21 protein-coding genes are annotated in these 23,508 nt (G+C 59.4%); 20 read left to right on the top strand and 1 reads right to left on the bottom strand.

Annotated elements, in window-relative coordinates; translation table 11 throughout:
* Positions 1–14 precede the first annotated feature (14 nt).
* The 12 genes from nuoB to nuoN all read left to right on the top strand — a co-directional run bounded on the left by nuoB (position 15) and on the right by nuoN (position 14,545).
* The gene (gene nuoB / locus GV764_RS12805) at positions 15–689 is read left to right on the top strand and encodes an NADH-quinone oxidoreductase subunit NuoB (RefSeq protein WP_002463453.1); all 675 of its coding nucleotides are present in this window, start codon (positions 15–17) and stop codon (positions 687–689) included.
* Between the two features lie 89 nt (positions 690–778).
* Positions 779–2,590 carry an NADH-quinone oxidoreductase subunit C/D gene (gene nuoC, locus GV764_RS12800; protein WP_161660488.1) on the top strand — a complete coding sequence of 604 codons (1,812 nt, stop codon included), beginning with the start codon at positions 779–781 and terminating at the stop codon, positions 2,588–2,590.
* A 2-nt stretch (positions 2,591–2,592) separates the two neighbouring features.
* The gene (gene nuoE / locus GV764_RS12795) at positions 2,593–3,093 is read left to right on the top strand and encodes an NADH-quinone oxidoreductase subunit NuoE (protein ID WP_002463451.1); all 501 of its coding nucleotides are present in this window, start codon (positions 2,593–2,595) and stop codon (positions 3,091–3,093) included.
* On the top strand, positions 3,090–4,427 hold the full coding sequence (gene nuoF, locus GV764_RS12790) for an NADH-quinone oxidoreductase subunit NuoF (RefSeq protein WP_161660487.1): 1,338 nt from the start codon (positions 3,090–3,092) through the stop codon (positions 4,425–4,427). The genes nuoE and nuoF overlap by 4 nt, the downstream gene beginning before the upstream one ends.
* A gap of 87 nt (positions 4,428–4,514) precedes the next feature.
* Positions 4,515–7,241 (top strand): NADH-quinone oxidoreductase subunit NuoG, encoded by a 2,727-nt coding sequence (nuoG, locus tag GV764_RS12785; protein WP_161660486.1) that lies wholly within the window; start codon positions 4,515–4,517, stop codon positions 7,239–7,241.
* Positions 7,238–8,215 (top strand): NADH-quinone oxidoreductase subunit NuoH, encoded by a 978-nt coding sequence (nuoH, locus tag GV764_RS12780; RefSeq protein ID WP_161660485.1) that lies wholly within the window; start codon positions 7,238–7,240, stop codon positions 8,213–8,215. Before nuoG ends, nuoH begins: the two co-directional genes overlap by 4 nt.
* A 14-nt stretch (positions 8,216–8,229) precedes the next feature.
* Complete coding sequence (nuoI, locus tag GV764_RS12775; RefSeq protein ID WP_125291545.1) at positions 8,230–8,772, top strand: NADH-quinone oxidoreductase subunit NuoI; 543 nt, start codon at positions 8,230–8,232, stop codon at positions 8,770–8,772.
* Between the two features lie 11 nt (positions 8,773–8,783).
* Complete coding sequence (nuoJ, locus tag GV764_RS12770; protein WP_161660484.1) at positions 8,784–9,338, top strand: NADH-quinone oxidoreductase subunit J; 555 nt, start codon at positions 8,784–8,786, stop codon at positions 9,336–9,338.
* Positions 9,335–9,637 carry an NADH-quinone oxidoreductase subunit NuoK gene (gene nuoK / locus GV764_RS12765; protein ID WP_002463445.1) on the top strand — a complete coding sequence of 101 codons (303 nt, stop codon included), beginning with the start codon at positions 9,335–9,337 and terminating at the stop codon, positions 9,635–9,637. The genes nuoJ and nuoK overlap by 4 nt, the downstream gene beginning before the upstream one ends.
* A complete protein-coding gene (gene nuoL / locus GV764_RS12760) occupies positions 9,634–11,475 on the top strand; it encodes an NADH-quinone oxidoreductase subunit L (RefSeq protein WP_161660483.1) in 1,842 nt (613 codons plus the stop codon). The genes nuoK and nuoL overlap by 4 nt, the downstream gene beginning before the upstream one ends.
* A 76-nt stretch (positions 11,476–11,551) precedes the next feature.
* A complete protein-coding gene (gene nuoM / locus GV764_RS12755; protein ID WP_161660482.1) occupies positions 11,552–13,081 on the top strand; it encodes an NADH-quinone oxidoreductase subunit M in 1,530 nt (509 codons plus the stop codon).
* A gap of 6 nt (positions 13,082–13,087) precedes the next feature.
* Positions 13,088–14,545, top strand: a complete 1,458-nt coding sequence (gene nuoN / locus GV764_RS12750) for an NADH-quinone oxidoreductase subunit NuoN (RefSeq protein ID WP_161660481.1) — start codon at positions 13,088–13,090, stop codon at positions 14,543–14,545.
* Between the two features lie 42 nt (positions 14,546–14,587).
* On the opposite strand, the gene rnz is transcribed toward nuoN, so the two are convergent.
* The gene (gene rnz, locus GV764_RS12745) at positions 14,588–15,502 is read right to left on the bottom strand and encodes a ribonuclease Z (protein WP_161660480.1); all 915 of its coding nucleotides are present in this window, start codon (positions 15,500–15,502) and stop codon (positions 14,588–14,590) included.
* Positions 15,503–15,567: 65 nt separating this feature from the next.
* Here rnz and GV764_RS12740 point away from each other — a divergent pair, with 65 nt between their 5' ends.
* From GV764_RS12740 to menE, 8 genes are all read left to right on the top strand, one after another.
* Positions 15,568–16,017 (top strand): GNAT family N-acetyltransferase, encoded by a 450-nt coding sequence (locus GV764_RS12740; protein ID WP_161660479.1) that lies wholly within the window; start codon positions 15,568–15,570, stop codon positions 16,015–16,017.
* Positions 16,018–16,083: 66 nt separating this feature from the next.
* Positions 16,084–16,395 (top strand): stress response protein ElaB, encoded by a 312-nt coding sequence (elaB, locus tag GV764_RS12735; RefSeq protein WP_161660478.1) that lies wholly within the window; start codon positions 16,084–16,086, stop codon positions 16,393–16,395.
* A 115-nt stretch (positions 16,396–16,510) separates the two neighbouring features.
* Positions 16,511–17,797, top strand: coding sequence for an isochorismate synthase MenF (menF, locus tag GV764_RS12730; protein ID WP_161660477.1), 1,287 nt, complete (start codon positions 16,511–16,513; stop codon positions 17,795–17,797).
* An 80-nt stretch (positions 17,798–17,877) separates the two neighbouring features.
* Positions 17,878–19,548, top strand: coding sequence for a 2-succinyl-5-enolpyruvyl-6-hydroxy-3-cyclohexene-1-carboxylic-acid synthase (gene menD / locus GV764_RS12725; protein WP_161660476.1), 1,671 nt, complete (start codon positions 17,878–17,880; stop codon positions 19,546–19,548).
* Positions 19,545–20,315 carry a 2-succinyl-6-hydroxy-2,4-cyclohexadiene-1-carboxylate synthase gene (gene menH, locus GV764_RS12720; protein ID WP_161660475.1) on the top strand — a complete coding sequence of 257 codons (771 nt, stop codon included), beginning with the start codon at positions 19,545–19,547 and terminating at the stop codon, positions 20,313–20,315. Before menD ends, menH begins: the two co-directional genes overlap by 4 nt.
* A gap of 9 nt (positions 20,316–20,324) precedes the next feature.
* A complete protein-coding gene (gene menB, locus GV764_RS12715) occupies positions 20,325–21,182 on the top strand; it encodes a 1,4-dihydroxy-2-naphthoyl-CoA synthase (RefSeq protein ID WP_161660474.1) in 858 nt (285 codons plus the stop codon).
* On the top strand, positions 21,182–22,147 hold the full coding sequence (menC, locus tag GV764_RS12710; protein ID WP_161660473.1) for an o-succinylbenzoate synthase: 966 nt from the start codon (positions 21,182–21,184) through the stop codon (positions 22,145–22,147). The genes menB and menC overlap by 1 nt, the downstream gene beginning before the upstream one ends.
* Positions 22,144–23,508 (top strand): o-succinylbenzoate--CoA ligase, encoded by a 1,365-nt coding sequence (gene menE / locus GV764_RS12705; RefSeq protein WP_161660472.1) that lies wholly within the window; start codon positions 22,144–22,146, stop codon positions 23,506–23,508. Before menC ends, menE begins: the two co-directional genes overlap by 4 nt.

Genomic DNA, 23,508 nt, shown 5'->3' with positions numbered 1-23,508 from the left:
AGCGAGGCATTAAGATGGATTATACGCTCACCCGCATCGATCCTGACGGTGAGAATGACCGTTACCCCCTGCAGAAACAGGAGATCGTGACCGATCCCCTGGAGCAGCACGTTCATCGTAGTGTGTACATGGGCAAACTCGAGAATGCCGTACACGACATGGTGAACTGGGGTCGTAAAAACTCAATCTGGCCTTATAACTTTGGCCTTTCCTGCTGCTACGTGGAAATGGTGACGTCGTTTACCGCAGTCCATGACGTAGCGCGTTTCGGTGCAGAAGTATTGCGTGCGTCCCCGCGTCAGGCTGACCTGATGGTGGTGGCTGGCACCTGCTTTACCAAAATGGCGCCGGTTATCCAACGTCTGTATGACCAGATGCTTGAGCCAAAATGGGTCATCTCCATGGGCGCGTGCGCAAACTCTGGCGGCATGTACGACATCTACTCCGTGGTTCAGGGCGTGGATAAGTTCATACCGGTGGACGTGTACATCCCTGGCTGCCCGCCGCGTCCGGAGGCTTACATGCAGGCGCTGATGCTGCTGCAGGAGTCTATCGGCAAAGAGCGTCGCCCTCTGTCCTGGGTGGTTGGCGATCAGGGCGTATACCGCGCCAATATGCAGTCAGAACGCGACCGTAAACGTGGCGAACGCATTGCTGTAACTAACTTGCGTACACCAGACGAGATTTAATTTGCGCCTGTTGGATGTGGAACAGCCTTCGCATATCAATAAACAATAGCGCGAAGCCACTTCCGGCAGTCACCAAAGAACCATTTGCAATGGTGAAAAATATGACCGATTTAACCGCGCAAGACGCCGTACTGCCAGCATGGCAAACCCGCGATCATCTCGATGATCCGGTCATCGGCGAACTGCGTAACCGTTTTGGGCCGGATGCCTTTACTGTTCAGGCGACCCGCACCGGCGTACCGGTGGTGTGGGTAAAGCGTGAACAATTACTGGAAGTAGTGGATTTCCTCAAACGGCTCCCTAAGCCCTACGTCATGCTGTTCGATTTGCATGGCATGGATGAGCGTCTCCGCACCCACCGCGACGGTTTACCGGCCGCGGATTTTTCCGTTTTCTACCACCTGATTTCTATCGATCGCAACCGCGACATCATGCTGAAGGTGGCATTTTTAGAAAACGATCTGAACGTGCCGACGCTCACCAACCTGTTCCCGAACGCCAACTGGTATGAGCGTGAGACCTGGGAGATGTTCGGTATTACCTTTACCGGACACCCGCACCTGACGCGCATCATGATGCCGAACACCTGGGAAGGCCACCCGCTGCGTAAAGACTACCCTGCACGTGCGACTGAATTCGACCCGTTCGAACTGACAAAGCAGAAGCAGGATCTGGAAATGGAGGCGTTGACCTTCAAACCGGAAGAGTGGGGGATGAAGCGCGGGACAGAACATGAAGATTTCATGTTCCTGAACCTCGGCCCGAACCACCCGTCTGCGCACGGTGCGTTCCGCATCATCCTGCAGCTGGACGGCGAAGAGATTGTCGACTGCGTACCGGATGTCGGTTACCACCACCGTGGCGCCGAGAAGATGGGCGAGCGCCAGTCCTGGCACAGCTACATCCCGTACACCGACCGCATTGAATATCTTGGCGGTTGCGTTAATGAAATGCCATACGTGCTGGCGGTAGAAAAACTCGCGGGGATCACCGTGCCGGATCGCGTTAATGTGATTCGCGTAATGCTCTCCGAACTCTTCCGCATTAACAGCCATCTGCTTTATATTTCGACGTTTATTCAGGACGTTGGCGCGATGACGCCGGTGTTCTTTGCCTTTACTGATCGCCAGAAAATTTATGATTTAGTCGAAGCCATCACCGGCTTCCGTATGCACCCGGCCTGGTTCCGCATTGGCGGCGTCGCCCACGATCTGCCGAAAGGCTGGGAACGTCTGCTGCGCGAATTCCTCGACTGGATGCCGAAGCGTCTTGATTCCTATGAAAAAGCGGCGTTGCGCAACACCATCCTGAAGGGCCGTTCCCAGGGCGTTGCCGCTTACGGCGCGAAAGAAGCGCTGGAGTGGGGCACCACGGGCGCGGCGCTGCGTGCGACCGGTATTAACTTTGATGTGCGTAAATCACGTCCGTATTCCGGTTATGAGAACTTCGACTTTGAAGTGCCGGTGGGCGGTGGCGTCAGCGACTGTTACACCCGCGTGATGCTCAAAGTTGAAGAGCTGCGCCAGAGCTTGCGTATTCTTGAGCAGTGCTACAAGAACATGCCGGAAGGCCCGTTCAAGGCGGATCACCCGCTGACCACGCCGCCGCCGAAAGAGCGCACGCTGCAACATATCGAAACCCTGATTACTCACTTCCTGCAGGTTTCCTGGGGTCCGGTAATGCCGGCCAACGAATCCTTCCAGATGGTTGAGGCAACCAAGGGTATTAACAGTTACTACCTGACCAGCGACGGCAGCACCATGAGCTACCGCACGCGCATTCGTACCCCGAGCTTCCCGCACCTGCAGCAGATCCCGTCTGCCATTCGCGGCAGCCTGGTGTCCGACCTGATTGTCTATCTGGGTAGTATCGATTTTGTTATGTCTGATGTGGATCGCTAATTATGCACGAGAATCAACAACCACAGACCGAGGCTTTTGAGCTGAGTGCGGCAGAGCGTGAGGCAATTGAGCACGAAAAGCACCACTACGAAGACCCGCGTGCGGCGTCCATTGAAGCGCTGAAAATCGTACAGAAACAGCGTGGCTGGGTGCCGGACGGCGCAATCTATGCCATTGCCGAGGTGCTGGGCATCCCGGCGAGCGACGTCGAAGGCGTGGCCACGTTCTATAGCCAGATTTTCCGCCAGCCGGTTGGCCGCCACGTAATCCGCTACTGCGATAGCGTGGTGTGCCATATCACCGGTTACCAGGGCATTCAGTCGGCTATTGAAAAGCATTTGCAGATCAAGCCGGGCCAGACGACCTTTGATGGCCGTTTCACCCTGCTGCCGACCTGCTGCCTGGGCAACTGCGACAAAGGGCCGAGCATGATGATCGATGAAGACACGCATGCTTACCTGACGCCAGAGAAAATCCCTGACCTGCTGGAGCAGTACAAATGAAAACCGTCATTCGCACTCCAGAAACCCATCCGCTGACCTGGCGTCTGCGCGATGATGAACAGCCAGTGTGGCTTGACGAATACCGCAGCAAAAACGGCTATGAGGGCGCGCGTAAGGCCCTGACCGGTTTGTCGCCGGACGACATCGTCAATCAGGTAAAAGATTCGGGCCTGAAAGGCCGCGGCGGCGCAGGCTTCTCCACCGGTTTGAAGTGGAGCCTGATGCCGAAAGACGAATCCATGAACATCCGTTACCTGCTGTGTAATGCCGATGAAATGGAGCCGGGCACCTATAAAGACCGTCTTCTGATGGAACAGCTGCCGCACCTGCTGGTGGAAGGCATGCTGATCTCCGCGTTCGCGCTGAAAGCTTACCGTGGCTACATCTTCCTGCGTGGCGAATACATCGAAGCAGCGGATCGTCTGCGTCGCGCTATCGCAGAAGCCACCGAAGCGGGTCTGCTGGGTAAAAACATTCTCGGTTCCGGCTTTGATTTTGAGCTGTTCGTGCACACCGGGGCGGGCCGTTATATCTGCGGGGAAGAAACCGCGCTGATTAACTCGCTGGAAGGCCGCCGCGCTAACCCGCGCTCCAAGCCGCCGTTCCCGGCGAGCTCCGGCGTCTGGGGTAAACCGACCTGTGTGAACAACGTCGAAACCCTGTGCAACGTGCCGGCAATCCTCGCTAACGGCGTGGAGTGGTATCAGAACATCTCGAAGAGCAAAGATGCGGGCACCAAGCTGATGGGTTTCTCAGGCCGCGTGAAAAACCCGGGCCTGTGGGAATTGCCGTTCGGCACCACCGCGCGCGAAATCCTTGAAGACTACGCGGGCGGCATGCGCGACGGCCTGAAATTTAAAGCCTGGCAGCCAGGCGGCGCGGGGACTGACTTCCTGACTGAAGCGCATCTCGACCTGCCGATGGAATTCGAAAGCATTGGTAAAGCGGGCAGCCGTCTCGGCACCGCACTGGCGATGGCCGTGGATCACGAAATCGGCATGGTCTCGCTGGTACGCAACCTTGAAGAGTTCTTCGCACGTGAATCCTGCGGATGGTGTACGCCATGCCGTGACGGTTTGCCGTGGAGCGTGAAGATCCTGCGCGCGCTGGAGCGTGGGGAAGGGCAGCCGGGGGACATCGAAACCCTGGAGCAGCTGTGCCGCTTCCTGGGCCCAGGCAAAACCTTCTGCGCGCACGCGCCAGGTGCAGTCGAGCCGCTTCAGAGTGCGATTAAATATTTCCGCGACGAATTCGAAGCCGGGATCAAACAGCCGTTCAGCAATACCCATCTGATTAATGGGATTCAGCCGAACCTTTTAAAAGCACGCTGGTGATCCTGCCGTCTTAAGAGCAAAAGACGCGAAAAGCCTAATTTGATTAACGCTCAGTTTTAAACTGAGATAACTGGAAGCATGCTGACTATGGCTACGATTCATGTAGACGGCAAAGAATACGAGGTCAATGGAGCGGACAACCTGTTAGAAGCTTGTCTCTCTATGGGTCTTGATATTCCTTATTTTTGCTGGCATCCAGCGCTGGGGAGCGTTGGAGCTTGCCGCCAGTGTGCGGTGAAGCAATATCAGAACGCGGAAGATACCCGCGGTCGCCTGGTGATGTCCTGTATGACACCGGCAACCGACGGCACTTTTATTTCTATTGATGACGAAGAAGCGAAGCAGTTCCGCGAAAGCGTTGTGGAATGGTTGATGACTAACCATCCGCATGACTGCCCGGTGTGTGAAGAAGGCGGTAACTGCCATCTTCAGGATATGACGGTCATGACCGGTCATAGCTTCCGCCGCTATCGTTTTACCAAACGTACCCACCGCAATCAGGATCTCGGTCCGTTTATCTCCCACGAGATGAACCGCTGTATCGCCTGCTACCGCTGCGTGCGTTACTACAAAGACTACGCAGACGGCGAAGATCTGGGCGTGTATGGCGCACACGACAACGTCTACTTTGGTCGCCCGGAAGACGGCACGCTGGAAAGCGAGTTCTCCGGCAACCTGGTGGAAATCTGCCCGACCGGCGTATTCACCGATAAAACCCACTCCGAACGCTATAACCGTAAATGGGACATGCAGTTCGCGCCGAGCATCTGCCAGCAGTGCTCGCTGGGTTGCAACACCAGCCCGGGCGAACGCTATGGCGAACTGCGCCGTATCGAAAACCGCTACAACGGCACCGTGAACCACTACTTCCTGTGCGATCGCGGCCGTTTCGGCTATGGCTACGTCAACCTGAAGGACCGTCCGCGTCAGCCGGTTCAGCGCCGTGGCGATGACTGGATCACCCTCAACGCCGAGCAGGCGATGCAAGGGGCGGCGGATATTCTGCGCCAGTCGAAGAAAGTGATCGGCATCGGTTCCCCGCGCGCCAGCGTGGAGAGCAACTTCGCGCTGCGCGAACTGGTGGGCGCGGAAAACTTCTACACCGGTATCGCGGCGGGCGAACAACAGCGCCTCCAGCTGATGCTGGACGTGCTGCGCAACAGCGGCGTCCATACCCCGGCGCTGCGTGAAATCGAATCTTACGACGCGGTATTGATCCTCGGCGAAGACCTGACCCAGACCGGTGCCCGCGCGGCCCTGGCGGTGCGTCAGGCGGTGAAAGGCAAAGCGCGCGAAATGGCGGCGGCCCAGAAAGTGGCCGACTGGCAGATTGCGGCGATCCTGAACATCGGCCAGCGCGCTAGACACCCGCTGTTCGTCACCAACGTCGATAACACCCGTCTGGATGATATCGCCGCGTGGACCTACCGCGCGCCGGTTGAAGACCAGGCGCGTTTAGGTTTCGCCATTGCCCACGGCCTGGATAACAGCGCCCCGGCGGTTGACGGCATCGATCGCGATTTGCAAAACAAGATCGACGTGATCGTACAGGCGCTGGCCGGTGCCAAAAAACCGTTGATCATCTCCGGCACCAACGCTGGCAGCGCTGACGTGATCCACGCAGCGGCTAACGTGGCGAAAGCCCTGAAAGGCCGTGGCGCGGATGTCGGCATTACGATGATTGCCCGTGCGGTTAACAGCGTTGGCCTCGGCATGATCGGCGGCGGTTCGCTTGACGACGCGCTGACCGAGCTGGAAACCGGGGCCGCCGACGCGGTTGTGGTGCTGGAAAACGATCTGCACCGCCACGCTTCTGCCGCGCGCGTTGATGCGGCGCTCAGCAAAGCGCCGCTGGTGATGGTTATCGACCATCAGCGCACCGCGATCATGGACAAAGCCCATCTGGTACTGTCCACCGCGAGCTTCGCCGAGAGCGACGGTACGGTTATCAACAACGAAGGCCGCGCACAGCGCTTCTTCCAGGTGTATGAGCCGTCTTACTACGACAGCAGCATCACCATGCTGGAAAGCTGGCGCTGGCTGCACTCCCTGCACAGCACCGTGAAGAGCCGTGAAGTGGACTGGACGCAGCTTGACCATGTCATCGACGCGGTGGTTGAACAGTTGCCGCAGCTCGCGGGCATTAAAAACGCCGCGCCGGATGCCTCTTTCCGCATTCGCGGACAGAAACTGGCTCGTGAACCGCACCGCTACAGTGGCCGTACCGCGATGCGCGCCAACATCAGCGTGCACGAACCGCGCCAGCCGCAGGACAAAGACACCATGTTCGCCTTCTCCATGGAAGGGAACAACCATCCGGATGCGCCGCGTTCTCAGGTGCCGTTCGCCTGGGCTCCGGGCTGGAACTCCCCGCAGGCCTGGAACAAATTCCAGGACGAAGTGGGCGGGAAACTGCGCCACGGCGATCCGGGCGTGCGCCTGATCGAAGCGTCGGAAACCGGTCTGGATTACTTCAGCGACGTACCGGCAGGCTTCACGGCGCAGGACGGTGAATGGCGTATCGCGCCGTACTACCACCTGTTCGGCAGCGATGAGATGTCGCAGCGTTCGCCGGTGTTCCAGAGCCGTATGCCGCAGCCGTACATCAAGCTCAACCCGGTGGATGCCGCGAAGCTTGGCGTGAACGCGGGCGCGAAGGTCTCCTTCAATTACGACGGGCAGACCGTGACCTTACCGCTGGTGATCTCCGAAGGGCTGACGGCAGGGCAGGTCGGCTTACCTATGGGCATGCCGGGTATCGCGCCAGTGCTGGCCGGTGCGCGTCTTAAGGATCTGCAGGAGGCTCAACAATGAGTTGGTTAACACCGGATGTTATTGAGATTCTGCTGACCATCCTGAAAGCGGTTGTCATTCTGCTGGTAGTGGTAACTTGCGGGGCGTTCATGAGCTTCGGCGAACGCCGCCTTCTGGGCCTGTTCCAGAACCGCTACGGACCGAACCGCGTAGGCTGGGGCGGTTCGCTCCAGCTGGTCGCGGACATGATCAAGATGTTCTTTAAAGAAGACTGGGTCCCGCGCTTTACCGACCGCGTCATCTTTACGCTGGCGCCGATGATCGCCTTTACCTCGCTGCTGTTGGCCTTTGCGATTGTGCCGGTCAGCCCGAACTGGGTAGTGGCCGATCTCAACATCGGCATCCTGTTCTTCCTGATGATGGCAGGCCTCGCGGTGTACGCGGTGCTGTTCGCCGGCTGGTCGAGCAACAACAAATACTCCCTGCTGGGGGCGATGCGTGCGTCTGCGCAGACCCTGAGCTACGAAGTGTTTTTAGGCCTCTCTCTGATGGGCGTGGTGGCGCAGGCGGGTTCATTTAACATGACCGACATCGTCAATAACCAGGCGGACATCTGGAACGTCATTCCGCAGTTCTTTGGTTTTGTAACCTTTGCGATTGCCGGCGTGGCGGTGTGTCACCGTCACCCGTTTGACCAACCGGAAGCCGAGCAGGAACTGGCGGATGGTTACCACATCGAATATTCCGGTATGAAATTCGGTCTGTTCTTCGTGGGCGAGTACATCGGTATTGTTACCGTGTCGGCGCTGATGGTCACGCTGTTCTTCGGTGGCTGGCATGGCCCATGGTTGCCTCCTTTCATCTGGTTCGCGCTGAAAACCGCGTTCTTCATGATGATGTTTATTTTGATTCGCGCCTCATTACCGCGTCCGCGTTATGACCAGGTAATGTCCTTCGGCTGGAAAGTGTGCCTGCCGTTGACGCTTCTCAATTTGTTGGCAACGGCGGCTGTCATTTTGTGGCAGGCGCAATAAGGGGTGAAAAAACCATGACATTGAAAGACATAGTGGTGGGTTTCGGCACCCAGGTCCGTAGTATCTGGATGATTGGCTTGCACGCCTTTGCCAAACGCGAAACCCGCATGTATCCGGAAGAGCCGGTTTACCTGCCGCCGCGCTACCGTGGCCGCATCGTGCTGACGCGCGACCCGGACGGTTCCGAGCGCTGCGTTGCCTGTAACCTGTGTGCGGTAGCCTGTCCGGTAGGCTGTATCTCGCTGCAAAAAGCAGAAACCGTGGATGGCCGCTGGTATCCGGAATTTTTCCGCATCAACTTCTCACGCTGCATTTTCTGCGGCATGTGCGAAGAGGCCTGCCCGACCACCGCAATCCAGCTGACGCCGGATTTCGAAATGGGCGAGTTCAAACGTCAGGATCTGGTGTACGAGAAAGAGGATCTGCTGATTTCCGGTCCGGGCAAATACCCGGAGTACAACTTCTACCGGATGGCAGGTATGGCAATCGACGGAAAAGACAAAGGCGAAGCAGAGAACGAAGCCAAGCCTATCGACGTCAAGAGCCTGTTACCGTAAGGAGAGTGGCAATGGAATTCGCGTTTTATATATGCGCCCTTGTGGCAATACTCGCCACCTTACGGGTTATCACGCACACCAATCCGGTACACGCGCTGCTGTATCTGATCATTTCGCTGCTGGCGATTTCCGGCGTGTTCTTTTCACTGGGCGCTTACTTTGCCGGTGCGCTGGAAATCATTGTCTACGCGGGCGCCATTATGGTGCTGTTCGTGTTCGTGGTGATGATGCTCAACCTCGGCGGTTCCGAGATCGAACAGGAGCGCCAGTGGCTGAAACCGCAGGTGTGGATCGGTCCGGGCCTGCTGTCCGCCGTACTGCTGGCGGTGCTGGTTTACGCCATCATGAGCGTCAACGATCAGGGTATCGACGGTACGCCGGTGTCTGCCAAAGAAGTGGGGATTACGCTGTTTGGTCCTTACGTTCTGGCGGTGGAACTGGCCTCTATGCTGCTGCTGGCGGGCCTGGTTGTCGCCTTCCATGTCGGGCGCGAAGATCGTCCCGGCGAAGTGCTGAGCAACCGTCCTGAAGACCGGGCGAAAAGAAAATCGGAGGAGCACGCATGATCCCCTTACAACACGGGCTGATCCTCGCGGCCATACTGTTTGTGCTTGGGCTGACGGGCCTGGTTATCCGTCGCAATCTGCTGTTTATGCTGATTGGACTGGAAATCATGATTAATGCTGCCGCGCTGGCGTTTGTCGTCGCGGGAAGCTACTGGGGGCAGACGGACGGTCAGGTGATGTACATCCTGGCAATCAGCCTGGCTGCCGCGGAAGCCAGTATTGGCCTGGCGCTGTTGCTACAGCTCCATCGTCGTCGCCAGAATCTGAATATCGATTCAGTAAGTGAGATGCGTGGATGAACCTCCTTTGGTTAACCATTTTTCTGCCATTGATTGGCTATGTACTGCTGGCGTTCTCGCGCGGACGCTGGTCTGAGAATGTATCTGCGACCATCGGCATGGGCTCTGTGGGCCTGGCCGCGCTGGTCACGGCGTATGCGGGTATCGATTTCCTGAACAGCGGCCGCGAGCCGTTCGTTCAACCGCTCTGGACCTGGATGGCGGTCGGTGATTTCAACATCGGCTTCAATCTGGTGCTGGACGGGCTGTCGCTCACCATGCTGTCGGTGGTGACCGGCGTCGGTTTCCTGATCCACATGTTCGCATCCTGGTACATGCGCGGTGAAGAGGGCTATTCGCGCTTCTTCGCGTACACCAACCTGTTTATCGCCAGCATGGTGGTTCTGGTGCTGGCCGATAACCTGCTGCTGATGTACCTCGGCTGGGAAGGCGTGGGCCTGTGTTCTTACCTGCTGATCGGCTTCTATTATACCGATCCGAAAAACGGCGCGGCGGCGATGAAAGCCTTCGTGGTAACCCGTGTCGGTGACGTCTTCCTCGCGTTCGCGTTGTTCATCCTCTACAACGAGTTGGGCACCCTGAACTTCCGCGAGATGGTAGAGCTGGCTCCGCAGCACTTCGCTGACGGCAACACCATGATCCAGTGGGCGACGTTAATGCTGCTGGGCGGCGCGGTGGGTAAATCGGCGCAGCTGCCGTTGCAGACCTGGCTTGCGGACGCGATGGCTGGCCCGACGCCGGTCTCCGCGCTGATCCACGCCGCAACCATGGTGACGGCGGGCGTCTACCTGATCGCCCGTACCCATGGCCTGTTCCTGCTGACCCCGGAAGTGCTGCATCTGGTGGGTATCGTGGGTGCGGTAACGCTGGTGCTGGCGGGTTTCGCGGCGCTGGTGCAGACCGACATCAAACGCGTGCTCGCTTATTCCACCATGAGCCAGATTGGCTACATGTTCCTGGCGCTGGGCGTACTGGCGTGGGATGCGGCGATTTTCCATCTGATGACCCACGCGTTCTTTAAAGCCCTGCTGTTCCTGTCGTCCGGTTCGGTGATCCTGGCCTGCCACCACGAACAGAACATCTTCAAAATGGGTGGCCTGCGTAAGTCGATTCCGTTGGTCTACGTCTGCTTCCTGGTAGGCGGCGCGGCGCTGGCGGCGCTGCCGATGATTACCGCAGGCTTCTTCAGTAAGGACGAAATTCTGGCGGGTGCCATGGCTAACGGTCATATCAATCTGATGATCGCCGGTCTGGCGGGGGCGTTTATGACCTCGCTGTACACCTTCCGTATGATTTTCATCGTGTTCCACGGCAAAGAGCAAATTCACGCTCATGCAGGGAAGGGGATTACCCATCACCTGCCGCTGATCGTACTGCTGGTTCTGTCGACCTTCATCGGCGCGCTGATTGTGCCGCCGCTGCAGGGCGTACTGCCGGATACCACCGAGCTTGAGCATGGCCGTATGCTGACCCTGGAAATCGCTTCCGGCGTGGTCGCTATCGCGGGCATCGTGATTGCCGCGTGGCTGTGGCTGGGCAAACGCACCCTGGTGACGTCTATCGCCAACAGCGCGCCGGGCCGTCTGCTGGGCACCTGGTGGTACAACGCCTGGGGCTTTGACTGGCTGTACGACATGATCTTCGTAAAACCGTTCCTCGGTATCGCCTGGTTGATTAAACGCGATCCGCTGAATGCCCTGATGAACACCCCGGCGCTGCTGTCCCGCTTCGCAGGTAAAGGCCTGCTGTTTAGCGAGAACGGTTACCTGCGCTGGTACGTGGCGTCAATGAGCATCGGCGCGGTCGTGGTTCTCGGCCTGCTGATGGTGTTGCGTTGATCGATAAGTGAATTTTAAAAGAATTCGTTGAAAATCAGGCCCTTTCTGAGGGCCTTAAAAAGGAATGTAAATCGCCATGTTACTACCCTGGCTAATACTGATTCCCTTTATCGGTGGCTTTCTGTGCTGGCAAACTGAACGCTTCGGCGTGAAGGTGCCGCGCTGGATCGCACTGATCACGATGGGATTGACGCTGGCGCTCTCTTTGCAACTGTGGTTGCAGGGGGGTTATGGATTGACGCAAGCAGCGGGCCTGCCGCAGTGGCAGTCCGAGTTTGTGATGCAGTGGATCCCCCGCTTCGGGATCACCATTCACCTGGCAATTGACGGCCTTTCACTGCTGATGGTGGTGTTAACCGGTCTGCTGGGCGTGCTGGCTGTGCTCTGTTCCTGGAACGAGATCGAGAAATATCAGGGCTTCTTTCACCTTAACCTGATGTGGATCCTCGGCGGCGTCATCGGCGTGTTCCTTGCCATCGATATGTTCCTGTTCTTCTTCTTCTGGGAAATGATGCTGGTGCCGATGTACTTCCTGATCGCGCTGTGGGGGCACAAAGCCTCTGACGGGAAAACGCGTATCACGGCGGCCACCAAATTCTTTATTTATACCCAGGCAAGCGGCCTGGTGATGCTGATTGCCATCCTGGCGCTGGTGTTTGTGCACTACAACGCGACCGACGTCTGGACCTTCAACTACGAGCAACTGCTGAAAACGCCGATGTCTCATAACGTTGAATGGCTGCTGATGCTGGGCTTCTTCATCGCCTTCGCGGTGAAAATGCCGGTGGTGCCGCTGCACGGCTGGTTGCCGGATGCGCACTCCCAGGCACCGACGGCGGGTTCTGTCGACCTGGCGGGGATTTTGCTGAAAACGGCGGCCTACGGTCTGCTGCGCTTCTCGCTGCCGCTGTTCCCGAACGCCTCTGCGGAGTTCGCGCCTGTCGCCATGTGGCTGGGCGTGATCGGCATTTTCTACGGCGCGTGGATGGCCTTTACCCAGTACGACATCAAACGCCTGATCGCTTATACCTCCGTTTCCCATATGGGCTTCGTGCTGATCGCCATCTATACCGGCAGCCAGCTCGCTTACCAGGGCGCAGTGATCCAGATGATCGCCCACGGCCTGTCGGCGGCGGGTCTGTTTATTCTCTGCGGTCAGCTGTACGAGCGCCTGCACACCCGCGATATGCGGATGATGGGCGGCCTGTGGAGCAAAATTAAGTGGCTGCCTGCGCTGTCGATGTTCTTCGCGGTCGCGACGCTGGGTATGCCGGGCACCGGTAACTTCGTCGGTGAATTCATGATCCTGTTCGGCAGCTTCCAGGTTGTGCCGGTGATCACCGTGATTTCAACCTTCGGTCTGGTATTTGCATCGGTTTACTCGCTGGCGATGCTGCATCGCGCTTACTTCGGTAAAGCGAAAAGCCAGTTGAGCAACCAGGATCTGCCAGGGATGTCACTGCGCGAGCTGTTTATTATTCTGTTGCTGGTAGCGCTGTTGGTGCTGCTGGGCTTCTATCCGCAGCCGATTCTGGATACCTCGCATTCTGCTATGGGCAATATCCAGCAGTGGTTTGTTAATTCTGTTTCTACTACAAGGCCGTAATTCGCCATGACAATAACTCCACAACAACTGATCGCGCTGCTACCGCTGCTCGTCGTGGGCTTTACGGTAGTGGTGGTGATGCTCTCCATTGCGTGGCGACGCAACCACTTTGTGAATGCCACGATCTCGGTGGTCGGCCTTAACGCCGCGTTAATTTCCCTCTGGTTCGTTGGCCAGGCGGGAGCGATGGACGTGACGCCGCTGATGCGCGTTGACGGCTACGCCATGTTCTATACCGGCCTGGTGCTGCTGGCGAGCCTCGCCACCTGTACCTTCGCCTATCCGTGGTTAGAGGGCTATTACGACAACAAAGAAGAGTTCTATCTTCTGGTGTTGATCGCGGCGCTGGGCGGCATTCTGCTGGCTAACGCCAACCACCTGGCCTCGCTGTTCCTGGGTATCGAGCTGATCTCCCTGCCGTTGTTTGGCCTGATTGGCTACGCGTATCGCCAGAAACGTTCGCTGGAAGCCAGCATCAAGTACACCATTCTGTCAGCAGCGGCCTCGTCGTTCCTGCTGTTCGGTATGGCGCTGGTGTATGCGGAGTCCGGCAGCCTGTCGTTTGTTAGCCTCGGCAAGAGCCTGGCGGACAACATGCTGCACGAGCCGCTGCTGCTGGCGGGCCTGGGTATGATGATCGTCGGTCTGGGCTTCAAACTCTCTCTGGTGCCGTTCCACTTGTGGACGCCGGATGTGTATCAGGGCGCGCCTGCGCCGGTCTCCACCTTCCTGGCGACCGCCAGCAAAATCGCCATCTTCAGCGTGGTGATGCGTCTGTTCCTGTACGCGCCGGTGGGCGACAGCGAAGCGATTCGCGTGGTGCTGGGCATTATCGCGTTCGTATCGATTATCTTCGGTAACCTGATGGCGCTCAGCCAGACCAACATTAAACGTCTGCTGGGTTACTCCTCCATCTCCCATCTGGGCTATCTGCTGGTGGCGCTGATTGCGCTGCAAAGCGGCCAGATGTCGATGGAAACCGTGGGCGTCTATCTGGCCGGTTACCTGTTCAGCAGCCTTGGCGCGTTCGGCGTGGTCAGCCTGATGTCCAGCCCGTACCGTGGCCCGGATGCCGACTCGCTGTTCTCTTACCGTGGCCTGTTCTGGCACCGTCCGATCCTGTCGGCGGTCATGACGGTGATGATGCTGTCGCTGGCGGGTATCCCGATGACGCTGGGCTTTATCGGTAAGTTCTACGTGCTGGCCGTCGGTGTGCAGGATAGCCTGTGGTGGCTGGTTGCCGCCGTGGTGGTGGGTTCCGCGATTGGTCTCTACTACTACCTGCGCGTCGCGGTGAGCCTGTACCTGAACGCGCCGCAGCAGCTGAACCGCGATGCGCCGTCTAACTGGCAGTACAGCGCAGGCGGTATCGTGGTGCTGATCTCCGCGCTGCTGGTGCTGGTGCTCGGCGTATGGCCGCAGCCGCTGATTAGCCTGGTACAGTTAGCTGAACCGCTGATGTAATAGCGTAAACTCTGAAAAAACCGCCACTCGCTGGCGGTTTTTTTATATCTGCACCGTCATAAAATCTTCTGCGGCGAGGGTGTCAGGGAAGATTTCCCGGCACTCGCGCAGCAGCGCGTCGCAGCCCGTCTCGTCATAGCGGGAACTAAAATGGGTAATCACTAAGCGCCCGACCCCCGCAGCTTTGGCCACTTCGGCGGCCTGTACCGTGGTGGAATGGCCCCGGCTGTTGGCTTTTTCCGCCATTGCGGCTTCGAGGGTCGTTTCATGCACCATCAGATCCGCACCCTGCGCCAGCGCGACGGCATCCGGCGTTGGCCCGGTATCACCGAAAATCGCCAGGATTTTGCCTTTTTGCGCCGGTCCTGAATATTCTCTGCCGTGGATCACGCGACCATCGTCCAGCGTGACGGTTTCTCCGCGCTTGAGCTGCTGAAAATGCGGGCCAGGCATAACGCCCTCTGCTTTCAGGCGTGCGGCATCGAGCGCGCCAGGCTTATCGTGCTGCTCAATGCGGTAGCCGTAGCATTCCACCGGATGGGTGAGGGGATATGCTGTGACGCGGAATGCGTCATCACAAAACACTTCACCCGCAGTCACTTCAACGATCTCCAGCGGAAAGCCGGTCCAGGAGCCGCTGAGCCGCAACGCCATTTCAATAAACTGGCGTATGCCCTGTGGGCCATACACCGTCAGCGGATTTTCATTGCCCGCCATTGAGCGGCTGCACAACAGCCCCGGCAGGCCAAAAATGTGGTCGCCGTGCAAATGGGTGATAAAAATTTTGCTCAGCTTGCCGGGATTAAACGCCGTATGCAGCATTTGATGCTGGGTGCCTTCGCCGCAGTCGAACAGCCAGTAATGCGGCTGGTTATTCATCGGGTTAAACACCATCGACGTGACGTTGCGTGTTTTGCAGGGCACGCCCGCGGAGGTACCTAAAAATGTCAATTCCATCCCGCGTTATCCTCCTGAATGCTTTAGTATGAGAACGACCATTATGTACCATAAAGGAGCGCTCCATGATTCACTGGCACGATCTTCACCACTCAGAACTGGATGTCCCGACGCTGTACGCGATATTACAACTGCGTTGCGCCGTGTTTGTGGTTGAGCAAACCTGCGCTTATCAGGATATCGACGGTGACGATCTGGTCGGGGAGAACCGCCATATTCTCGGCTGGCATGACGGCAGGCTGGTGGCTTATGCGAGGATTCTGAAAAGCGATAATGATTTTGAGCCGGTAGTGATTGGCCGGGTGATTGTCGAGGCCAGCCTGCGCGGTGAAAACCTGGGTCAACAGCTGATGCGCCAAACCCTCGCCTCGTGCCTGCAGCACTGGCCTGGCAAGGCGTTATACCTTGGCGCGCAGGCGCATTTGCAGGCGTTTTATCAGCGCTTTGGCTTTGCGCCCGTTACCGGGGTCTACGATGAAGACGGCATTCCCCATATTGGAATGGCCAGAGAATAAGCGGCAAAAAGCGCTTCCCTTGTCTATATTTAGCTGACGTGTGTTAAATCCTGATGGAGAAAAGCGATGACTCAGAATAACGAACAGTTCAATACCCGGATTGATGATGATTTGTCACTGCTTAGCGATACGTTAGAGGAAGTGCTGCGCTCGTCGGGCGATCCGGCGGATCAGAAATACATTGAATTAAAAGCCCGTGCTGAACAGGCGTTAAACGATGTGAAAGCCCGCGTATCCAACGCGTCCGATAATTATTACTATCGGGCCAAAAAAGCGGTTTACCGCGCGGACGATTACGTTCACGAGCAGCCGTGGAAAGGCATCGGTATCGGCGCTGCCGCCGGTCTGGTGCTGGGTATTCTGCTGGCTCGCCGCTAAACGCGGTTTCCTCACCCCTGAAACCAGGGGTGAGGCGATATCCCCCAATGAGTGTAATTTTGTTTACCCACCAGACCACGTATAATGCGGGGTTTTTCAGGGAAACGAGGTACACGTGCATTCCATCTCCACCGCGTTGCAGCAAATCGCGCAACAATTGCGCGCAGAATTTCCTGTCTCCCCCGGTGTGCGGCGCTTCGCTGTACCGGTCTCCCTGAATCAAACTGACCCGCTTGCCTGGCTTGCCAGCCAGCCGGTTTATCCTCAGTTTTACTGGCAGCAGCGCAACGGCGATGAAGAGGTCGCGGCGCTGGGCGCAAGCCGCCATTTTTCTACCTTTGATGCTGCCCAGGCGTTCCTGGCAAACCAGTCCGACGCCGCGCTGCGCATCTGGGGGTTAAATGCCTTTGATACCGAGCGCAGCGCTCTGTTCCTGCCGCGCCTGGAATGGCGACGACACGGCGGCGGCGTGACCCTGGCGCTGACGGTGTGTAGCGACCATTCGCTGGCCGACGACGCCCGCGCCGCGCTGGCGTTTATCGATGCGCTTACCCCCGGTGAACCGCTGCCTGGCGCGCCGCTTGACTGCGTTGGCGAACGCCACTTCCCCGATCGTGCGGGCTGGACCCGGCTGATTAACCAGGCGACAGACGCCATCGCGGCGGGGCAGTTTGAGAAGGTGGTCGCCGCCCGCGCCAGCGATCTGCAATTTTCATCCCCGGTGAGTGCGGCGGCGTTTATGGCGGCCAGTCGCCGCGTCAATCTCCACTGCTACCACTACTTTATGGCGTTCGCGCCGGACGATGCTTTTTTAGGCTCCAGCCCGGAGCGCTTGTGGCGGCGCATTGACAGCGCCCTGCGTACCGAAGCGCTGGCAGGCACCGTGGCGAATCATCCCGACGAGGCGAAGGCCCAGGCGTTGGGCGAGTGGCTGATGAAAGACGATAAAAACCAGCGGGAAAATATGCTGGTGGTCGAAGACATCTGCCAGCGCCTGCAAAACGCCGTCAGTTCGCTGGACATCCTGCCGCCGCAGATTGTCAGGCTGCGCAAAGTGCAGCATCTGCGGCGCTGTATCTGGACCGAACTGCATCAACCCGACGACAGCCTTTGCCTGCACCGGCTTCAGCCCACGGCGGCGGTGGCGGGCCTGCCGCGTGAACCGGCGCGCCGGTTTATCGCTACCCATGAATCCTTTGTCCGCGAGTGGTACGCCGGGTCCGCTGGCTATCTCTCATTAAAACAGACTGAATTTTGCGTCGCCCTGCGCTGCGCCCGGGTTACCGGGCAGACGGTGCGGCTGTATGCGGGCGCGGGTATTGTTGCCGGCTCGCAGCCTGATGAAGAGTGGCAGGAGATCACCAACAAAGCGGCGGGTTTACGCACTTTGCTGGTGAGCTAACGCCAGAATCCCGACTCATATCAAAACAGTGAATGTCGCGCGCTTTATAATGGAGCGGCAAAATTGATACCGGACAACTTATGTCGACTAGTACTTTCAACCGCCGCTGGGCGACGGTGATCCTCGAAGCCTTAACCCGCCACGGCGTTCGCCATATTTGCATTGCGCCTGGCTCGCGTTCGACGCCGTTGACGCTGGCGGCGGCGGATAATCGCAACCTGACTCACCATACCCATTTTGACGAACGTGGATTAGGGCATCTGGCCCTCGGGCTTGCCAAAGCCAGCGGCGAGCCGGTCGCCGTGATCGTCACGTCCGGCACGGCGGTAGCCAATCTGTATCCGGCGGTGATTGAGGCCGGGTTGACCGGTGAAAAGCTCATTCTGCTCACCGCTGACCGCCCGCCAGAGCTGATTGACTGCGGCGCCAACCAGGCGATCCGCCAGCAGGGCATTTTTTCTTCGCATCCCACTGCGGCGCTGGATTTACCCAAGCCCAGCCCGGAGACGCCTGCCAAATGGCTGGTGTCGTCGATTGATTTGTTGTTAGGACAGCAGCGCGGCGGGGCGTTACATATCAACTGTCCATTCGCTGAACCGTTGTATGGCGAGCTGGACGATACCGGTCTCGCCTGGCAGGAGTCGCTGGGCGACTGGTGGCAGGACGATAAACCCTGGCTGCTGGCGGCAGAAGATCACCAAGCAGCGCTCCAGCATGACTGGGGCGCATGGCGGCGTAAAAAAGGCGTCATCATTGCCGGACGGATGTCGCCGCAGGAGGGCAAACAGCTGGCGGCCTGGGCGCAAACCCTGGGCTGGCCGCTGATTAGCGATGTGCTGTCGCAAACCGGGCAGCCGCTGCCCTGCGCCGATTTATGGCTGGCGAATCCCCGTGCTCAGACGTTACTGGGACAAGCGCAGATCGTTATCCAGTTCGGCAGCAGCCTGACCGGTAAACGCTTACTGCAATGGCAGGCCAGCTGCCAGCCGCAGGAGTTCTGGCTGGTGGATCCCCTGATCGGGCGGCTCGATCCGGCCCATCACCGCGGGCGTCGGCTAACGGCGCGCATCAGCGAATGGCTGGAGCGCCACCCCGCCGAACAGCGCGCGCCCTGGGCTGAGGAATTAACCGCGTTGTCGCAAACCGCCTGGCAACTGACGGACGCCGCCACCCGGTCATTCGGTGAAGCGCAACTGGCCCATCGGCTACCGGCGCTGTTGCCGGAACACGGTCAGCTTTTCGTCGGCAACAGCCTGGTGGTGCGTCTGGTGGACGCGCTGGCGCAGATGCCCCAGGGCTACCCGGTGCTGAGCAACCGTGGAGCCAGCGGCATCGACGGGCTGATCTCCACCACCGCCGGGGTGCAGCGCGGCACCGCGCGCCCGACGCTGGCCATCGTCGGCGATCTCTCGGCGCTGTACGATTTAAACGCCCTGGCGCTGTTGCGCCACGTTTCCGCGCCGCTGGTGCTGATTGTGGTGAATAACAACGGCGGGCAAATTTTCTCGCTGCTGCCTACGCCGGCAAGCGAGCGCGAGCGTTTCTACTGCATGCCGCAAAACGTGTCGTTTAAGCACGGCGCGGCGATGTTTGATCTTGAGTACCGCAACCCGACCACCTGGGAAGAGCTGCAAACCGCCGTAAGCGACGGCTGGAAGCGGCCTAATACCACCGTGGTGGAAATTAACGTGCCCTCGACCGACGGGACGCACACCCTGCAAAACCTGCTGGCGGCGGTCAGCCAGGCATGATCCTGAATGCGACTGCGCGTCCCGGTAAATCCGCCTCGCTGCCCTGGCTCGTCTGGCTGCACGGTTTTCTCGGCAGCCAGCAGGAGTGGCAGCAGGTCGCCGCGGCATTCAGCGATTACCCGCAACTGTTTATCGACTTGCCGGGCCACGGCGGCAGCGCCGGGGTGCGCGTCGCCAGTTTCGGGGACGCCAGCGCGCTGCTCGACGCCACCCTGGCGCACCACGCCGTCGCGCGATACTGGCTGATCGGCTACTCGCTGGGCGGGCGCATTGCCATGCACTACGCCTGCGGCGAACCGCGCGCCGGCTTGCAGGGGCTGATTGTCGAAGGCAGCCATCCGGGACTGACCGACCCGCAGGAGCGCGCAGCGCGTATCGCCTCGGACAGCCACTGGGCCAGACAATTTCGTGAAGCGCCCCTCGAACAGGTGCTGAACGCCTGGTATCAGCAGCCGGTTTTTGCCAACCTCAGCGCTGCGGCGCGTGGCGAACTCGTCGCGCTGCGGCGGAACAACCATCCGCAGGCGCTGGCCGCGATGCTGGAGGCGACCTCGCTGGGTCGCCAGGCCGATTTACGCGGGCAGCTTAGCCAGTTGCCGCACCCCTTTATCTATTTTTGCGGCGAGCAGGACAGTAAGTTTCGTGGCATCGCCACAACGCTTAACGTGCCCTGTCGCCTGATCACGGCTGCGGGCCATAACGCCCATCGCGAAGCGCCGCTGGCCTTCGCGCAAAGCCTGTCGCCACTTTTGCCTCAACCAGACTAAGGAATCACCATGCTCCATCTCGATGAACAGATGCTGAACGCCCCGATTGAATGGCAGGACTGCTCTGAAGGCTACACCGATATTCGCTATCACAAGTCGCCGGAAGGGATCGCTAAAATCACCATCAACCGCCCGCAGGTGCGTAACGCTTTCCGTCCGATTACCGTGAAGGAGATGATCCAGGCGCTGGCGGATGCCCGCTATGACGACAGCGTCGGCGTAATCATCCTGACCGGCGAAGGCGATAAAGCGTTCTGCTCCGGCGGCGACCAGAAAGTGCGCGGCGACTACGGCGGATACCAGGACGAGTCCGGCGTTCACCACCTCAACGTGCTGGACTTCCAGCGCCAGATCCGCACCTGCCCGAAACCGGTGGTGGCGATGGTGGCGGGATACTCCATCGGCGGCGGCCATGTGCTGCATATGATGTGCGACCTGACCATCGCGGCGGAAAACGCCATTTTCGGCCAGACCGGCCCGAAAGTCGGCTCGTTTGACGGCGGCTGGGGCGCATCCTATATGGCCCGCATCGTCGGCCAGAAGAAAGCGCGCGAAATCTGGTTCCTGTGCCGCCAGTACAACGCCCAGGAAGCGCTGGATATGGGCCTGGTCAACACCGTGGTGCCGATTGCCGATCTGGAAAAAGAGACCGTGCGCTGGTGCCGCGAAATGCTGCAAAACAGCCCGATGGCGCTGCGCTGCCTGAAAGCCGCGCTCAACGCTGACTGCGACGGTCAGGCGGGTCTCCAGGAGCTGGCGGGTAACGCCACCATGCTGTTCTACATGACCGAAGAAGGGCAGGAAGGACGTAACGCGTTTAACGAAAAACGTCACCCGGACTTCAGCAAATTCAAACGGAACCCGTAATGCGACAGGCACAACTCTGGCGGTATCAGATACCGATGGACGCAGGCGTTGTGCTTCGCGACCGTCGGCTGAAAACCCGCGACGGTTTACTGGTGCGCCTTGAAGAGCACGGGGCGCAGGGATGGGGCGAAATCGCCCCGTTACCAGGCTTTAGCGCCGAATCACTGGAAGAGGCGACGGACGCTGCGCTGGCGTGGCTTAACGGCTGGCGGCAGGGCGCAGACGCTGCGTTGCCTGAGCTGCCTTCGGCGGCGTTTGGCCTGAGCTGCGCGCAGGCGGAACTCGACGGCGCGCTGCCGGATGCCGCCGACTACCGAGCCGCGCCGCTGTGTACCGGCGATCCTGATGAGCTGTTCGCGCTGCTGAGCGCCATGCCGGGCGAAAAAGTCGCCAAGATCAAGGTCGGGCTGTATGAGGCGGTTCGGGACGGCATGGTGGTGAATCTATTGCTGGAAGCGATCCCGGATTTGTCGCTGCGCCTTGACGCCAACCGGGGATGGACGCCGCTGAAAGCCGAACAGTTCGCCAGATACGTCAATCCCGATTATCGTCCGCGCATCGCCTTTCTCGAAGAGCCGTGCAAAACCCGCGAGCAGTCACGGGCGTTTGCGGCGCAGACCGGCATCGCCATCGCCTGGGATGAAAGCCTGCGCGAAGCGGATTTTGTGATGCAGGCGGAGCCGGGGTTAAGCGCGGTGGTGATCAAGCCCACGCTCACCGGCAGCCTGGCGCGCGTTCGCGAGCAGGTGGCGGCGGCCCATGCCCAGGGATTAACGGCGGTGATCAGTTCGTCGATTGAATCCAGCCTCGGGTTGACCCAGCTGGCGCGCATCGCCGCCTGGCTGACGCCCAATACCATTCCCGGCCTCGATACCCTGTCGCTGATGCAGGCGCAACTGGTGCGCGCCTGGCCGGACAGCGCGCTGCCGGTGTGGTCCACCGATGCGCTGGAGCCGTTGTTGTGATCTTCACGCAGTGGCCCTGGCAGCACTGGGCGCAGCGGCGCGGCGACGCGATGGCGCTGACGTTCAGCGACCAGACGCTTAGCTGGCGGCAGCTTTGCCAGCAGGTGGATGCGCTGGCGGCGGGCCTGGCGCAGCAGGGGGTTAGCGACGGCGCGGGCGTGGCGCTGCGCGGGCGTAACAGCCCGCAGATGGTGCTGGCCTGGCTGGCGCTGATGCAGTGCGGCGCGCGGGTGCTGCCGCTCAATCCGCAACTGCCGTCGGCATTGCTTGATGAGCTGCTGCCCATGCTCAATATCGATTACGCGCTGGAGCTGGGCTGCGACGCGCTGCTGAGCCGCTTTCCCGCGCTGACGCTGACGCCGGGTGGATCCGCAGCAACAGGCGACTGGCAGCCGAACCGGATAGTCTCAATGACGCTGACTTCCGGCTCTACCGGCTTGCCGAAAGCGGCGGCGCACAGCGCACAGGCGCATCTGGCGTCGGCGCAGGGCGTGCTGGCGGCGATCCCGTTTCATCCGCAGGATCGCTGGCTGCTGTCGCTGCCGCTGTATCATGTCTCAGGGCAGGGAATTTTGTGGCGCTGGCTGCTGGCGGGCGCGCAGCTGGCGGTGCGCGAATCCGTTGCACTGCATGAGGCGCTGCGCGGCTGCACGCACGCCTCGCTGGTGCCGACACAGTTATGGCGCTTGCTCAACGATAATCAGCCGCTAACGCTCAAAGCCGTGTTATTAGGCGGCGCGGCGATCCCGGTCGCGTTAACCGATGCCGCTACCGAACGCGGCATTGCCTGCTGGTGCGGCTACGGCATGACCGAAGCGGCGTCTACCGTGTGCGCTAAACGGGCTGACGGCAAACCGGACGTCGGCGCGGCGCTGCCGGAACGCGCAGTGAAAATCGTTGACGGCGAAGTGTGGCTGCGCGCCGCCAGCCTCGCCAGCGGCTACTGGCGTAATGGAACAATCGTCCCCCTGCTGAATCAGGACGGCTGGTTCGCCACCCGGGATCGCGGTGAAATTCACGACGGGCGGTTAACGGTGCTGGGCCGGATCGATAACCTGTTTTTCAGCGCGGGCGAGGGCATTCAGCCAGAAGAGGTGGAGCGGGTGATTGTCACCCATCCGCAAATCAGCCAGGCGTTTGTGGTGCCGCTGGCGGACAGCGAATTTGGCCATCGTCCGGTGGCGATTGTGGAAGGCGAGGCCGATTTGGATCTCACCAGCCTTGCCGCATGGGTGAGCGACAAGCTGGCGCGTTTTCAGCAGCCGGTGCGCTGGCTGGCGCTGCCGCCGCATTTTAAAAACGGCGGGATTAAAATCTCGCGCCGGGCGTTGCAGCAGTGGGTCAACGGCGACCTCGATTAA

Source organism: Atlantibacter hermannii, assembly GCF_009907385.1.
In the GTDB taxonomy this organism is placed as follows: Bacteria; Pseudomonadota; Gammaproteobacteria; order Enterobacterales; family Enterobacteriaceae; genus Atlantibacter; species Atlantibacter hermannii_A.
This window is presented reverse-complemented; position numbering and strand designations above follow the sequence as displayed.

What these genes read in the sequence shown, in the direction of transcription:
- nuoB (WP_002463453.1), top strand. Translation starts at nt 15, where the DNA reads ATGGATTATACGCTCACCCGCATCGATCCTGACGGTGAGAATGACCGT.
- nuoC (WP_161660488.1), top strand. Translation starts at nt 779, where the DNA reads ATGGTGAAAAATATGACCGATTTAACCGCGCAAGACGCCGTACTGCCA.
- nuoE (WP_002463451.1), top strand. Translation starts at nt 2,593, where the DNA reads ATGCACGAGAATCAACAACCACAGACCGAGGCTTTTGAGCTGAGTGCG.
- nuoF (WP_161660487.1), top strand. Translation starts at nt 3,090, where the DNA reads ATGAAAACCGTCATTCGCACTCCAGAAACCCATCCGCTGACCTGGCGT.
- nuoG (WP_161660486.1), top strand. Translation starts at nt 4,515, where the DNA reads ATGGCTACGATTCATGTAGACGGCAAAGAATACGAGGTCAATGGAGCG.
- nuoH (WP_161660485.1), top strand. Translation starts at nt 7,238, where the DNA reads ATGAGTTGGTTAACACCGGATGTTATTGAGATTCTGCTGACCATCCTG.
- nuoI (WP_125291545.1), top strand. Translation starts at nt 8,230, where the DNA reads ATGACATTGAAAGACATAGTGGTGGGTTTCGGCACCCAGGTCCGTAGT.
- nuoJ (WP_161660484.1), top strand. Translation starts at nt 8,784, where the DNA reads ATGGAATTCGCGTTTTATATATGCGCCCTTGTGGCAATACTCGCCACC.
- nuoK (WP_002463445.1), top strand. Translation starts at nt 9,335, where the DNA reads ATGATCCCCTTACAACACGGGCTGATCCTCGCGGCCATACTGTTTGTG.
- nuoL (WP_161660483.1), top strand. Translation starts at nt 9,634, where the DNA reads ATGAACCTCCTTTGGTTAACCATTTTTCTGCCATTGATTGGCTATGTA.
- nuoM (WP_161660482.1), top strand. Translation starts at nt 11,552, where the DNA reads ATGTTACTACCCTGGCTAATACTGATTCCCTTTATCGGTGGCTTTCTG.
- nuoN (WP_161660481.1), top strand. Translation starts at nt 13,088, where the DNA reads ATGACAATAACTCCACAACAACTGATCGCGCTGCTACCGCTGCTCGTC.
- rnz (WP_161660480.1), bottom strand. Translation starts at nt 15,502, where the DNA reads ATGGAATTGACATTTTTAGGTACCTCCGCGGGCGTGCCCTGCAAAACA.
- GV764_RS12740 (WP_161660479.1), top strand. Translation starts at nt 15,568, where the DNA reads ATGATTCACTGGCACGATCTTCACCACTCAGAACTGGATGTCCCGACG.
- elaB (WP_161660478.1), top strand. Translation starts at nt 16,084, where the DNA reads ATGACTCAGAATAACGAACAGTTCAATACCCGGATTGATGATGATTTG.
- menD (WP_161660476.1), top strand. Translation starts at nt 17,878, where the DNA reads ATGTCGACTAGTACTTTCAACCGCCGCTGGGCGACGGTGATCCTCGAA.
- menH (WP_161660475.1), top strand. Translation starts at nt 19,545, where the DNA reads ATGATCCTGAATGCGACTGCGCGTCCCGGTAAATCCGCCTCGCTGCCC.
- menB (WP_161660474.1), top strand. Translation starts at nt 20,325, where the DNA reads ATGCTCCATCTCGATGAACAGATGCTGAACGCCCCGATTGAATGGCAG.
- menC (WP_161660473.1), top strand. Translation starts at nt 21,182, where the DNA reads ATGCGACAGGCACAACTCTGGCGGTATCAGATACCGATGGACGCAGGC.